Source organism: uncultured Clostridium sp., from assembly GCF_963527835.1.
GTDB lineage: Bacteria > Bacillota > Clostridia > Clostridiales > Clostridiaceae > Clostridium.
Genome location: NZ_CAURTC010000005.1, coordinates 154,235 through 169,122, shown reverse-complemented (window position 1 = coordinate 169,122; position 14,888 = coordinate 154,235). Strand labels below are relative to the sequence as shown.

The window sequence follows — 14,888 nt, the reverse complement described above, 5'->3', positions numbered from 1 at the left end:
CCCATTACGGACTTTCACCGATTAGTACGTGCCCATGCTGGGCACACAACAAAAAGCAGATAAGATTTTAAGTCTTATCTGCTTTTTCAAAATTTCATACCTAATGGTGTGAATTCATCTCATACTACCAAATTTTTAATCTATCTTGTGGACTTACATACATCTCATCACTTTCTTTAATTCCATATATTTCATAGAATTTATCAAATTGTGATAAAACTACATTTGCTCTTACCTTATTAGGTGAATGTACATCATTTTGAAGTTTAAGTTCTTCATATTCCTTTGTACTAATTTCACGCCATACATTAGCATTACTTTCGAAGAAATCCTTGTAATTTGCATTTGGCATTTTATTTAACATATCTAATGCACAAGCTATTCCTCCAATATCAGCTATGTTTTCTCCTACAGTAAGATCTCCATTTACGTTTTTGCCATTATTTAATTTTACATTATTATAAAAGCTTCTTACTTTATTAGTTTTCTCTTCAAACTTTTTATAATCTTCAGTGCTCCACCAACTATTTAAGTTACCATCACCATCAAATTTAGCTCCAGTATTATCAAAAGCATGACTAATTTCATGACCTATAACAGCACCAATAGCACCTAAGTTATGTTCTTTTGTAGCATTTACATCATAAAATTGTTGTTGAAGAATTCCTGCTGGAACTGTGATTGAATTAGCTGTTGGATTATAGAATGCATTTACCATTTGTGGTGGACATGCAAATTGTGATTTATCTACATGTTCATTTAATACACTTAATTGCTTTTCTTCTGCAAATTTACCTAAGTTCATTAGATTTTCCCAAAGTGAACCGCCTTCTTCATATGATCTTATCTTTAATGAAGAGTAATCTTCCCATTTTTCAGGATATCCAATTTGAACACTTATTTTGTTTAGTTTTTCTTTAGCACTCTTTTTAGTTGAATCACTCATCCAATCTAAATTTTCTATTCTCTTTTCGTAAGTTTTAATTATTTCATCTGTCATATCTTTAACATCATTTTTAGTCTTTTTTGAAAAATATTTTTCAACATATATCTTACCAAATGGCATTGATAATGCTGAATTAACTATATTTATAGCTTCTTCATCTTTTGGAGTTTCTCCACTTGAACCTAAATAAGCATTAGTAAATTCTTGTGCTGCTTTTTGAAAATCATCACCTAAACAACCTGCTGCACCTGCTAAATTTCTAATTTCTATATAGTCCTTAATAAGTGGTACATTTTCTTCAGTATAAATATCATTCATTGCTTTTAACCAATTAGGTTCTGTTAAAATTATTTTATTGGCTTTATCTATTTTTAAATCTTTTATAAGATCCTTTATCTTTAAATTTGGAGATACATCATTAAGCTTATCTAAAGTATATACATTATATTCATCATCTATTGCATTATGATTTTTTGAACTTTCTTCTTTTCCTATTATTGATGGTGCTATCATGTATTCTAATTTATAAAAATTATTAACCTTTGCTTTTGCTTCTTCTGGAGTATACCCTACTAAAGTTAAAATCTTTCTATAATAATCTTCAGAAAGTCCCTTAACTCTTGCAGTATTTTCTGTTGGTTTTACATATTCATCTGAGTTTCCCAAACTAAGAGAAGTTGGAGCAACATATGCAGCATATCTAGTTGCATCTTTTAAATCAACACTACATCCAATATTAATTAATGGATTTCCTATATCAAATTTATTAAGTTCTCTAATGTCATCTAAAGTCTTAATGTCTTTAATCTTATCTAGCATTCCCTTAATAGGTTCTATACCTTGCTTATTTCTCTCTTCTGTATTCAAAACATTCTTATATAGATTAATCATTTTTTTCTCATCACTATCTTTTGAATAGTTCTTTTCATTAGCTAATAATTCTTTCATTATTTCTTTCTTTTGCTCTGTTAATGCCTTATCAGCTTCATTGAATGCTGAATTAGATACTTCACCAGCATCAATCTTAGCAGTATTTAACCACTCTTTATTAGTTACACTGTAAAAGTCATCTTGTAATCTTACATCATCAGATACTACTTTATTTTCTAAATTAACTGTGTTATTTACTTCAGCTGCTTTAACATATGTTGCTTGTGACATAAATAATGAAAATGCTAAAGCACATGCTATAAGCCTACTCTTTTTAAATTTTGCCATTTAAGTCTCATCCCCTAATCTTAGTAATTTTTTAAGCTATATACTAATATACCACTTTTGGTAATATAAGTATATATCATGGTGATTATCACGGTAACAGTCACCATTATTATTGCAGTCATAGTCACCAGTTTGTATATTATTAGCTTGCACCAATATATGATTATTATTATAATAAATGTGTATAATGAGAATTTTATAATTTGGGACATCAAAAAACAGATAAGACTTTTATATCTTATCTGCTTAAAGTGGTAACAATCACTAGCTCTACTAATTTCTAATCTTTACATACCTCAATCATGTAAAATAATAGCCTCATCGGCATTTGAAAATCTACTTTTGATTGAAATTCTAGTAATACATAAAATATTACTTCTTCACCATTTATATTTACTTTATATCTTAAACTTTTGAACTATCTCATTAAGCTTTTGAGCAAGCTCTGCTTGGTTTTGTGATGTTAATGCTACTTGTTCTATTCCTTTTGTAGCTTCATCCATACTTCTCTTTATTATTTCTGCTCCCTCACTTGATTTTTGTGAAGATAATGCCATATTTTCAACAGCTTCACTTACTTGTCCAACTGTAGCTGTCATTTCCTCGGACATAGCAGCAATTTCCTCAGACATTTTGCTTACAAAATTCGAATCATTATAATATTTTTTACCTATTTCTCCATAGTTATTAAATTGTTCATATACCTTTGTATTTATAAATTCTAATATATCACTACCTGTGTCAATACTACTTTTAAATGCTTCTTGAACTTTTACGATAGTATCTTTAATTTTTATTACTGCTTGTGAAGATTCTTCTGCAAGTTTTCTAACTTCTTCTGCTACTACTGCGAAACCTTTTCCATGCTCTCCTGCTCTTGCTGCTTCTATTGCAGCGTTTAATGCAAGTAAATTAGTTTGCTCTGCTATACCTCCAATAGTATCTGCCATAACTTTTATACTACCTACTACTTTACCATCTTCAATAGCCTTTTCCATATTTGCTTGTTTTTCTTCAGTTGTTTTTAGGGTCTCCTCAATAGCCTTTTGACTATTATTTTTAACTTCTGAAGCTCTCTCTTTAGACTCATTTGCATTATTACTACCTTCAATAGCTTTTGAAGAAAGTATATTAATACTTGAGTCTACTTCCTCGGTAGATGCACTTATCTCCTCTGTAACAGCACTTGATTCTTGCATATCAGAAGCAATATTATTTATGGCCTCATCTATAGTTATAGCTTTTGATGATAATTCTTGAACCGTTGCTGAAAGTTCTTCAGATGCTGCACTCATATCCTGTGAATTTTCCATAATTACTTTTATCAATGTATTTACATTTTCCTGTGCAGTATTTAATGCATTTCCTGTTTGTCCAAATTCATCTTTTCTTGTAATAGTAATTGGAATTGAAAAATCATAGTTTGATAATCTCTCTGCAAGTTCTTTTATTTTATTTAATGGATTTATTATATTTTCAGTCAATATGTACGCCATTAAAATTATAATTAAAAATGCCATACCTGTATAAATTATAATTATATTTCTAGCATTATTAAATTCAGTTATGTTATTTAAATTTGCTCTCTCTGCTGATTTTTCATTTATATCAATGCATTTTTCTAAATTTTGAAGCATAGAAGTCATTATTGTAGTTAATTCTGAGTTAGTAATTTTGATTGCCTCATCATTATTATTATTTTTAACGAGGTCAATTACATTACTTCTTAATTTTCTGTATTTTAATAAATCACTTTTAAAATCATTATAAGTTTCAGTTTCTTCTGATGTTAAAGATAAACTTTCATATTCTTTCATAACTTCTCGATTTTTTTCAGTTAAATTATCTATGTTTTTTATTTGTTCATCTAATTTAGAGCTATCTGTTTCAAAAACAATTCTAATCATATTAGCTCTCATATCATGTATATTTCCTTTGATTTCTCCTAGATCCTTAATGGATATTAGATTAGTACTGTATATATTCTTAGAATCCTTATTTATTTTTGATGAGCTTAATATACCCTCAAATCCTATCAAACAAATAAAAATACTTACTACTAAAAATACTAATACAAATTTTTTCTTTACCCCTAAATTAACAAAAAATCTCATTTTATCCCTACCTTTCATTTTTCATAATATATTTTTTGAGAATCATCTACAGAAAGTGGGCTGCTATAATAATATTCTTGAATTATGTCACCTCCATATCTTTGCATTTTTTAATCTAATACGCTTGATTAATACCTTCTTTCACTAACTTCATCTCTAAAATATCAGCAAAATTATCAAAGATATATGAGAATCAAAATGTGTAAATACGGACCTATCGTTAACAGAATTTAATAACATTGATTCTACTTGATTTAATTTCATATTATCAACTTCATAATCCAAAATATAATTAGTGTTGTGAAATAGCCTAAATCTATAAGTATAACTGAATAATTACCATTTCCCTTATCTCATATTTCTTTAAAAAGAATTTAAGTTTTATAACTTATATTGAAACTTATACTATATTAATATAAGAATAAATAAATATATGATTTTTACTAATCAAACATTATTTTTACATATATGTTACCGCTTCCCTTTTTCAAATGTATATTATACCACTTTTTTTATTTAATTGCTCGTTTTCTAAATATTAAAATTTTTTAATCACACCTTTTAATCCTTTATTGGAAAATAAATACTTTTAAAAATCCTCTATTCAATTCTTGCTCTTTACTTTTTTAATCCATATTTAAAATCCAAAGCTTTAATATTATTCAAAAAAAGCAGATAAGACTTTTATATCTCATCTGCTATATGAATTAAAATTTTTTCTTTTTTACGTCATCATACTTTTTTTAATTTTTCGATTTCTTCATTTAATTTTACTTTAAATCTGATAAATCGACTTCTATCATCTCTAATGACTTATCTCTTTTCTAATAATATTTATTTTTTCATCAGTTAAACCAGTTAATTTAATTATAACCTCATTATCCATTCCCATTTCTATAGCCTTTATAGCTGTTTCTTTTGCTTTTTTTTCTATCCCTTTTTCTATTCCTTTTTTCTCTACTTGTGGATCATATAATGTCTTTGTCATTGTAATCACCTCTTCTTCTATTTTTTCATCATTGAAATAATTCCTATTTAAATATTCAATTAAGTTTTGTATTGCTAATAACATTTTATGAAAATCTTCACCTACTATTTCATCCTTTTCAAATAGTTCTTTAGACTCATTTGCTATTATTGATGCAATTTCCTTTGCTTTAATTGATAATTTTTTTATCTCTTCAATATTGTTTCTTTTTCTAAAATATTCTAATTCTTTTCTAAGATTAAATAATTGCAATGGTAATAACGGATACATCTTATTTTCTATAAGTTCTTTATCAGTATATTCCCAATACTTCATTACAGGAACTGAATAGATAAAACTCTGTTCATCAGGTAATACTATTTTCAATTTTATATCATCTTTTATACTATTATTACGCTCAATAAATATTACTTTTTGTTTTGGAAAATATATAGTTTTAAAATCATCTCTATTTCCAGCTTGTTCTTTACCTTTTTTAAATCCATATTCAAACATTCTTATTACCATTGTACTATCATTTTTAGTCTGAAACTCTAAATGATAACTAACTTTATTACTACTTTGATTATTTAATATATCAAAAAATATATCTCCTCTTAGTGTATCAAATGTATCCATTATAAATTCATTATTACTTATTGATAAATCAACATCATCAGTACTAAAATTCTCTTCAAAAATTCCATTTAATAAATTAACCAACACTTTTTTAGATGTAGAAAATAAAAATTTCAATACCTCATCAAGCTTCACTTTATCATTACTTACTGCCAATCTACCACCTACCTTACTATATCTTAATTATAACCTAAATTTCATATCCTTAAAACAATTAATAACCTTAAACTTGTACCTGTAAATTTTTACACCCCAGGGGTAATTTACATCTGTCATGGTGACAGTCACCAGCTTGAACATTTTCTAAAATTTACACTTTAGAGGCTATCTATACTCCTTGAACAACTTCAATTTTTTTCCCCTTAAACACAATTGCAAGCTTTAATATATTATTTATATTTCTTTCCTTAAGTTCAGTTTCATATTTATTTTCTTCAATTTGATTTAAAGCTTCTTCAATTCCCTTTTCTATGCTTTTGCTCATAAAATCATCAATCTTTTTAAACTCCATTATAATTCCAAGCTTTGAGGTATCTTTTGGAATTAGCATAACATCATATCTACCGTATCCACTTTCTTTATTTGACTTCACTTCATATTTATCAGAAAGAGATACAATCATGCCAAGTACAAAAGCATGATACACCTTCTCTGGTTCCTCTCCTGATACATCAAAATAGCTTATATTATTTAAAACAAATTTTTTGAAAAAACCACCAAAAGTTTCAACATCCCCAGTTACTAATGCATTCAGCATAATAGCATACTTTTTGCTTGTTAAACTTTCCTTAAACCACTTTTCAATTAAGTTTTCATAAAATATGTTTACTTCTTCATTTGGTACTTTTAATTCACAATTAAACTTTCCTCTAGTAAGCTCCACATTTACTGGCTTCAAATATCCGCTTAAAGTTAAAAATCCCCATAGATTTTCCTCATCATCTTCTACATCTTTCATAACAACATGATCATCTACTATCTTTTTTATAGAATTTCCCTTTATAAGTTCTTCAAGATTTTTCTTAGTATCTTCATTTCCCTTAGAAAGTAATCTCTTTATTAGATCATTACTACTACTATTTATCCAATAAGGCATAAATCCCATTGTATTGTTTTTAATATAATTTAAAACTGACCAAGGATTATATATGATCTTTCCTCCAAATATATATCCATTGTACCATTTCTTAACCTCATCACTTTTTTCTGAAAGGTTATAATATTCTAATAAATTTATGACCTGGTCTTCTGTAAATCCAAACTTATCATTAAAATTAATGCCTAAAATACTATCTACCTCTATATTATTAAGCCCTGAAAAAATACTTTCCTTTGCAACTCTAAGTATTCCAGTAACTAAAGCTTTTTCTAAATATACATTATCCTTAAGTGCAGCTGTTAAAATATTTCTTATTGAAACAACTCCTTCTTCGTAATATCCCCTTAAATATGATTCCTGAATTGGCACATCATATTCATCTATAAGTACAATTACTTTTTTATCATAATGCTTGTTAAGCAATCTCATTAAATTGCTTAAACCATTTAAACATTCTATAGGAGTTACTTCTTTAGCTATAAATCTTTCAATTTCTCTTTTATCAATATCTAATATTTTATTACTTTCTAATAAATAATCATACTCCCTATATAAATCTGAAAATAATATTATTAATCCCTCTTGAAGATTTTCAAAACTAAGATGTTTTTGATTCTTAAAAGTAAGAAAAATAACTGGATACGCCCCTTGCATCTTCATTATCTCTTCTTCATTTTCTATTTTTAATCCATTAAATAACCCTCTATTTTCATCTTTCTTTTCTATATCAAAAAAGTATTTTAGCATACTCATATTTAAAGTCTTACCAAAACGCCTTGGTCTTGGTGTTAATATAACTTTTGCTGCATTTTCTATAAACTCTTTTATTAATAAACTCTTATCTACAAAATAATGATTTCCTTTTATAATTTCTCTAAAGTCTGATGTTCCAACCTGAATACTCCTTTTCATTACCGCACCTTCCTTATAAAATATCTATCATATAAATTCTTAATTGAATTTTTATTCATATATCTTATATTATAACCTATTTATAATGTACTTAAAACAAATAAGAGTATTCAAACTTATACCTGTAAATTTTTACACCCCAGGAGTAAACTAAACCTTAAAGGTAGTAATTAATTTTCCTGCTGGTGGTTTATCACTAAATCCACAGATTTCAACAACATCATCCTCATCATCCCAGATTGAAATAATATCACAGGCTTCATCTTTCTTCTTTGGCTTATTTGGCTTATTCCTCTTTTTCTTATTCTCATCTTTACTAAACACAAATTCTTTATCTAAATCCACTTTATCTTTTTTACTGACATCATTCTTTAATAAGTTCTTATTTAAAGTTGATTTATCATTACTCTCTGAAAGTTCTGTAACATCTATATCTTTTTTTCTATCTAAAACTATTTTATCTTGACTTTTCTCTTTATTATCTAAATTACATTTACTATTTTCTGATTTATCATTAACTATAATTTTCTGAATATTAACCTCATTTTCAATATTTCCTAATGCATCTACTTTATCTTCTACACCATAACTATTATCTGTATTCTCTATAATCTCTTTGTTAACTATGCCATCAATATCACTAGACTTATCCACTGCACCTTCCATATTATCTACAGTTTCTAATCTATCTATATCATGCTCTTTTTTCTTAGACTTAATATTTTGATGTTTAGCAAAATTCCTAACTCTATAAACATTATCCTTAGTTAATTCAACCATTTCTAAATCCATAAATATCTTTAAAGCTAATTGAACTTTTTTAGCACTTCTATTAAATTCTAAAGCTAGAGTTTCTATACTATAAGGAATACTTTTTGAAAGATATAAATCTCCCTCTAAATTGACCTTTCCAGCCAAAGTTAAAATCCTAGCCCAAAGATAATGAATAAGATCCCTATCATCCATTGTATCTATTATTTTGAACTTAGTATCACTATACATATCCACCCTTAGTTTTACTATTTTACGTTCCATATTATAAACGTCTCCTTCTAATTTTTAATACATATACATTGATTTTTATTTTTAAATTCGTATACATTTTCTCGTACAAGTTATGTATCTTAAGATTCCAAATAATATATATGCATTAGAAAGAAATATTACATAAAAATATAAAACTTTTTATAAAAAAATAGATAAGACTCTTAAATCTTATCTGTTTCCATTTTTTACACCCCAGGGGTGATTCCCTAATTTCATCGCAATATATCTAACTCCAAAGTTAGGCAATAAATTAAAAATCACTTTTATATTTTTATCCTCTAAAGCTCTTTTAAAAACATATTTAGCTAATGTAAATCCACTTTCATTACCTTTATATTTCATTAAATACGAATTTTCTTTAAAAAACACACCAGTATCATAATACCTATTATAAAGTTGTTTAAATGTAAAATCATGAGAATGATAAACTTCTGAATCTGCACAATACTTAATTCTATATCCAGCATGAATTAATTTATGTGCAAAATACATATCTTCATTGGTAGGCATATCCTTACCATCATAAGCATTAAGCTCTCTATAAATTTTAGCATTTACGGCTGATGATGCATCTGAATAAAAGAATGTTAATAATCCATATTTCTCTATGTCTTTTTTAGAAACTACTCTAGATTTTTCCGGATAATTTTTTTCCCTAGTATACTTTTCTATACTGTTGTTCTCACAAATTTGTCTGCTAAAACTCGCTTCACATTCTCCACTTATTATTGGAGTAACTAAATTTTTAAGCCATAATTTATTTTTCATCTTTACATCTTGAGATATAAAAGCTATTATGTCACCACTAGCTTTACCTGCTATCATTTCTCTAGTTCTGCTGTGAGAAAAGTCCTTTGGCTCTATTATACAATAATTACAGTTTAATTCTTTTAATATTTGTTCACTTCTATCTTTACATCTAGTTAAAACATATAATATCTCTAATTCTTCATTGGAATCTCGTTCTTGACTTAATAAATTTTTGTTTAAATTAATTATATAATTTTCTGCATTATATAATGGACAGATAATTGATATTTTCATATGTAATATCCTTTCTTATGCGGTCTTATATCAAATACTTTTAATATTCATATGGCTATCTCAAACATCCTCTTATATACTTTTTTTAATTTATTGTTTTAACTATAATTTTTAAATTAATTACTGTCTTAAATAATTCTACGAAATATTAATTATATTATATCTATAAACATTAAGTAAAACCAAAATTATTTATTAATATATCTGAATATTATTTACATTTCATCAGTCATTTCTAATATCAATCCCTTGAACTATTTAGTGATTTTTTACTAATAGCTCAATATTGAATTATTAATTTTAGATTTAATCATATTTATAAATATATGATTAATGCTACAACACTTATTACTATTAAAAATATTTCTATAAATAAAATTACAAATTGATTCATCTGAATGTATTATATATACTACAAAACTAAATGTAGACAAGTACTTAATTACACTTAATTTTAGATTTATTTTAGCTTTTCATCTAACTAAATCTAGAAGCTCTGATTCAGCATATACACTTATCAATGAAGCTAAAAATTGTGGAGAACCAACCTATTTTATAACCGATAGATTGCCTTCATACAACCAATCTGCCGCCACGGTATTGCCAAATACCAAACATATACCAGTAGCTCCTATGTCTAGTGATACAAATAATAACTTAATTGAATCATTTAATAAGACTTTTAAAGCCTGGTATAAAGCTAAAAAAGGCTTTAATTCTTTTGAGAAAGCTAATAATTTAGTATATTTATTTATCTTTCACTATAATTTCATTAGACCACATGGATCATTAAACAACTATACCCCAGCTGAAGTTGCTGGTTTCGCTAGCGATAGCTTAGATAAAAACTCTTGGTTTTCAGCAGCGCAATTAAACTTAATACTTTTGATTAATCTGCAAAAATCACTTTTATTGCAGGCTTGTTTGCCATGTAATAAAGTATTCAAACTTATATAATTTTCAAAGAGTGAGTAATTATATAAAAACTCAAGCTGTTTTTTCATGTTAGCTTAACAGATTCCATAATAAATATAATATAAATCTATAACTTAGCAATTTTTATTTTCTTCCAAATTTTGCTAACAATAACATTAATTATGCACGATAGCGGAATTAGAAATATAAATACCCATGATACAATCAATATTGGCAATTTAAAAAAATATCCTGCTTGTTGTATTTTATAAATTCCCATAAAAAACATCGCATGTAAAAACCAGATATTTAAAGAATGTTGGCTCAAAAATGCAAAACTTTTATTTATTTTATTTATATTTATGCTATTTATAATATTTATAATAAAATAAATAAATATTGGTACATATATTATATCTAAATTAAATACTCCAAAAGACTTTTTATAGGTACGTGCTATAAAAATGATAATGCAAATCCAATTATATATAAATATGTTGTCTAAATTCAATTCAACTAATTTCTTTTTCATATATCTAAAAATATTAAACTTAGCAAAATTGTATCCTACTAATGCTATAGGTGCCCAATTACAAAATTCATAAATATATTTAAATATTGATATTTTTTCATAACTATATTCTACTATAAATATATTAATTAAAATAAATGGGAATATTGAATAAATAATAGCATAAATAAATTTATCTTTTATTATTTTTACAAATAAAGGAAACAAAATCATTAGTTCTATATATAACCTAACATACCAAGCAAAAGTTATATATGTAGTCTTATATGCAAACATATTTAAAAGAATTTCTTCTAAATTAAAATTAAATTTATTAAAGTATATTTTTATAGGAATAAAAATTAAAAATAAAATAATCCAATAATTTAATAAAAATTTAAATATTTTTTCTAGTGTTCTTTTTAATATATAATTGCTTTTATAAAAGTAATACATTCCATATCCAGTTATAAATAAATACATTCCTACACATATTTTAAAAAACAAAGCTATTGTTACTTCTATAGGAGCATTTCCTAAAGTTAAACCCATAGAAGTATATTCGTTAGGATATATTATCCATTTGGGGAATCCAAAAAAATGATGAAATACCATCATTATTATCGCTATTCCTTTTATTGTTTGTGATGAATGTTTATCAAATGTAAATTCTTTACTATTCTTAGTCATAAAACACCAAATCCTTTAGTTTGTTTATTACTTAAAAAATACTAATTCTATATAAAGTTATAAATATTCTAACTAAATCATGTATGCTTTTCGCTACACTAAATTCAATTTAAATTTCTAATATAAAAAATTATTTTTATGATTTAATCGCACTATACACTCTTTCACAATTATTACCATCTGTATATTTATAAAATCTATTTACCCTATTTACATATACTTCTTTCATTTTACACTCATTTTTCATATAATTGATAATCATATTAATAATTTCATCATATTCTCTACACACTTCACCCATCCCCATAATTTCATAATCAAAATATCCTTTTTCATAATGATTTTCATACCATTGATAATAAATTACTGGTTTTTTCATATAAGCAAAATCAAAAGCTATAGATGAATAATCCGTTATTAATAAACTTGATTCTGTTAATAATTTTTGATAGCTTGTTTCATGTTCTATGAATTTAACATAATTATTTCTTGAAAAATCATTAATTTGTTGATAAATTTCTGGGTGTGGATAAAATAATATTTTATAGTTATATTTTTTAGCATATTCGATTAATTTTTTGTCATTTATTAAAGAATTATATATCTTAAAATAATCACTTTCTATAAATTTAGGATTATATATCCTCATTCTTGTATTAGGATCAATAGGTCCTACAACATCTTTTTTCCATGTAGGAATTATAAATATTTGCTTTTTATCATTATTTATAAGTTTATCATATCTAGGTAATCCTGTTAGTTTAACTATACTTTCATCATAATAATAATTTTCATTTAAAATCGACTCATATTCCTCTTTTGCAGATGTAACAAACATCTTAAATTGAGTATTATATCTATTTAAATGGATTGATAAATCATCCTTAATAATACCATGTTGTAAAAATATAAAATCAAAATCAAGCAAATTTCTTAATAATATTCCTTTTCCATCAAATTGATGTCTTGCAAAATCTGCTGTATGAGAAGAAATCATTTTATTACATAATATAAATAGTATTTTATGTTTGACAGATCCATATTTGACAACCTTACCAATTTTAGATAATCTATCCCAATCAGAACTTTTCTTATCTAATATAAAGTACTTTCTTACATTATCATTTTGCAAGTTGGCATATTTAAATAAATGTTCTGCGTTATCATCAGCTCTATCCACTCTATCCATAAATAACCATATTGTTTTTTTATTAAATTTCTTCATTATTTCAATAATTAATCTATATACAATAAACTTTCCTTGACCTTTTTTATATAATTCTTTAGCAAAAGCTAATTTTCTTCCTAACCTAACTTTTATGTTATTTTTTAACACAACAAAACAATTATATGTAAATACTATACAATATTTATCTTTAACATAATATGATTTATCTATAAAACTATATAATGGTACATTTCTGTCAATCCATATTTTAGGTCTAAATTTGTCATTATCTATTTTAATTGCAAATTTTATATCTCCATAATTTGTTTTTTTAATATCTATATTTATCTTGAAACCTCTTCTGTCAATTATAGGCTTATCCCATACTTTAATGCATTTATCACATCTCTCTACATATTCAGAACAAATTTCATTTTCATTAACTATTGCTATAATTTTATAATTATATCCTATTATAGGTATTTCTGTATATCCTTCTATTGTAATAATGTCATTTTGTATATTAAGAACTTGTATTCCTAAAACAGAATTTTGCATTTTATAAATTATTTCTTCATTACATAATACATCGCACTTATCATTTAAAAAACTCAATCTATACTCTAACTTATCATTATGTTTCATATTTAACATAAATATCTTATACCATATTTTGCAATCAGTTTCCAATATTACATCATTATCTATGTTTTGTAATATTTTATATATATCGTTTTTAAACTCTATTTCTTCACTTTCAGTCATTTCACTATCTTTTAAAGAGCTGATTTGCACCCTCCACTTCAAATCGTACATAATTAAGTATTGAACATATTTAATTATAGTTCCATAAACCTCAATGCAATATTTTATTAAACCAAATGAATTTTCATTAAGAAAGTCTATATACCAATCTTTTGTTTTTCCACTATTATCTATCGCTGAAGATGCATCATTTCTTTTTCTATAAAAATATTTAGCAGATCCTACAGCTCCATATTTACCCTTCTGTAATATTATTTTAGTTATAAATTCTGCATCTTCACCATATCGCAATTTTTCATTAAATTTAAAACTTTTAGCTTTTTCTAATTTTATAAATGAACTACTTGATGATAAAACAATATTTTTAAATTGTTCATTTATATTAATTATTTTATTACCATTAAATTTGCTATTTAACGGATGCTCACCAGTTTGTGCTTCAAAAAAATATAATGGTATATTTACTAAATCAATTTCGCTATAATTTTTATCAAAAAATTCAACAACTGTTAATAAGGTATCCTGTGATAATTTATCATCAGGATCTAAAAAATTAACATATTGTCCTTCTGCGTGCTCTAACCCTTTATTCCTTGCTGTACTCACACCACCATTTTCTTTTTTTATATATACTATATTATCCGGATATAACTTTTCATATTTTAAACATATTGCTTCACTATCATCAGTACTACCATCATTAACAAGTATAATTTGACAATATCTTTTAAAATCTAAATTTTGATTTATTACACTCTCAATTGCTTCTTCTATATATTTTTCAACATTATATACAGCCATAATCATAGAAATTTTATATTTATATATTAAACATTCTTTTATCATTCAAAAT

Annotated in this window: 8 protein-coding genes and 2 pseudogenes; 1 reads left to right on the top strand and 9 read right to left on the bottom strand. The window is 25.3% G+C overall.

Annotation, left to right across the window (positions count from 1 at the left end; genetic code table 11):
- Positions 1-124 precede the first annotated feature (124 nt).
- From RYM86_RS05065 to RYM86_RS05035, 7 genes and pseudogenes are all read right to left on the bottom strand, one after another.
- Positions 125-2,164 (bottom strand): M13 family metallopeptidase, encoded by a 2,040-nt coding sequence (locus tag RYM86_RS05065; RefSeq protein WP_315078325.1) that lies wholly within the window; start codon positions 2,162-2,164, stop codon positions 125-127.
- Between the two features lie 283 nt (positions 2,165-2,447).
- Positions 2,448-2,567, bottom strand: a pseudogene (locus RYM86_RS05060) (Rpn family recombination-promoting nuclease/putative transposase); the annotation flags it as partial.
- Positions 2,563-4,278, bottom strand: a complete 1,716-nt coding sequence (locus RYM86_RS05055; protein ID WP_315078323.1) for a methyl-accepting chemotaxis protein — start codon at positions 4,276-4,278, stop codon at positions 2,563-2,565. The gene RYM86_RS05055 and the pseudogene RYM86_RS05060, both read right to left, overlap by 5 nt.
- Before the next feature lie 805 nt (positions 4,279-5,083).
- Positions 5,084-6,040: a hypothetical protein gene (locus tag RYM86_RS05050; RefSeq protein WP_315078321.1), complete on the bottom strand. Its 957-nt coding sequence runs from the start codon at positions 6,038-6,040 to the stop codon at positions 5,084-5,086.
- A 172-nt stretch (positions 6,041-6,212) separates the two neighbouring features.
- Positions 6,213-7,895 (bottom strand): AAA family ATPase, encoded by a 1,683-nt coding sequence (locus RYM86_RS05045; RefSeq protein WP_315078319.1) that lies wholly within the window; start codon positions 7,893-7,895, stop codon positions 6,213-6,215.
- Between the two features lie 150 nt (positions 7,896-8,045).
- Complete coding sequence (locus RYM86_RS05040) at positions 8,046-8,930, bottom strand: phage replisome organizer N-terminal domain-containing protein (RefSeq protein ID WP_315078317.1); 885 nt, start codon at positions 8,928-8,930, stop codon at positions 8,046-8,048.
- Between the two features lie 180 nt (positions 8,931-9,110).
- Entirely contained in the window at positions 9,111-9,986 is an 876-nt protein-coding gene (locus RYM86_RS05035) for a glycosyltransferase family 2 protein (RefSeq protein ID WP_315078315.1), read from the bottom strand.
- Between the two features lie 453 nt (positions 9,987-10,439).
- Between RYM86_RS05035 and RYM86_RS05030 the strand changes: the two are divergent.
- A pseudogene (locus RYM86_RS05030) lies at positions 10,440-10,850 on the top strand (integrase core domain-containing protein); the annotation flags it as partial.
- Between the two features lie 178 nt (positions 10,851-11,028).
- Here the strand turns inward: RYM86_RS05030 and RYM86_RS05025 are convergent.
- Positions 11,029-12,102: an acyltransferase family protein gene (locus RYM86_RS05025; protein ID WP_315078314.1), complete on the bottom strand. Its 1,074-nt coding sequence runs from the start codon at positions 12,100-12,102 to the stop codon at positions 11,029-11,031.
- 136 nt (positions 12,103-12,238) lie between these two features.
- On the bottom strand, positions 12,239-14,881 hold the full coding sequence (locus RYM86_RS05020; protein WP_315078312.1) for a CDP-glycerol glycerophosphotransferase family protein: 2,643 nt from the start codon (positions 14,879-14,881) through the stop codon (positions 12,239-12,241).
- Positions 14,882-14,888 lie beyond the last annotated feature (7 nt).

Coding starts and splice junctions, on each gene's coding strand:
- RYM86_RS05065 (WP_315078325.1), bottom strand. CDS start 2,164: ATGGCAAAATTTAAAAAGAGTAGGCTTATAGCATGTGCTTTAGCATTT.
- RYM86_RS05055 (WP_315078323.1), bottom strand. CDS start 4,278: ATGAGATTTTTTGTTAATTTAGGGGTAAAGAAAAAATTTGTATTAGTA.
- RYM86_RS05045 (WP_315078319.1), bottom strand. CDS start 7,895: ATGAAAAGGAGTATTCAGGTTGGAACATCAGACTTTAGAGAAATTATA.
- RYM86_RS05040 (WP_315078317.1), bottom strand. CDS start 8,930: ATGGAACGTAAAATAGTAAAACTAAGGGTGGATATGTATAGTGATACT.
- RYM86_RS05025 (WP_315078314.1), bottom strand. CDS start 12,102: ATGACTAAGAATAGTAAAGAATTTACATTTGATAAACATTCATCACAA.
- RYM86_RS05035 (WP_315078315.1), bottom strand. CDS start 9,986: ATGAAAATATCAATTATCTGTCCATTATATAATGCAGAAAATTATATA.
- RYM86_RS05020 (WP_315078312.1), bottom strand. CDS start 14,881: ATGATAAAAGAATGTTTAATATATAAATATAAAATTTCTATGATTATG.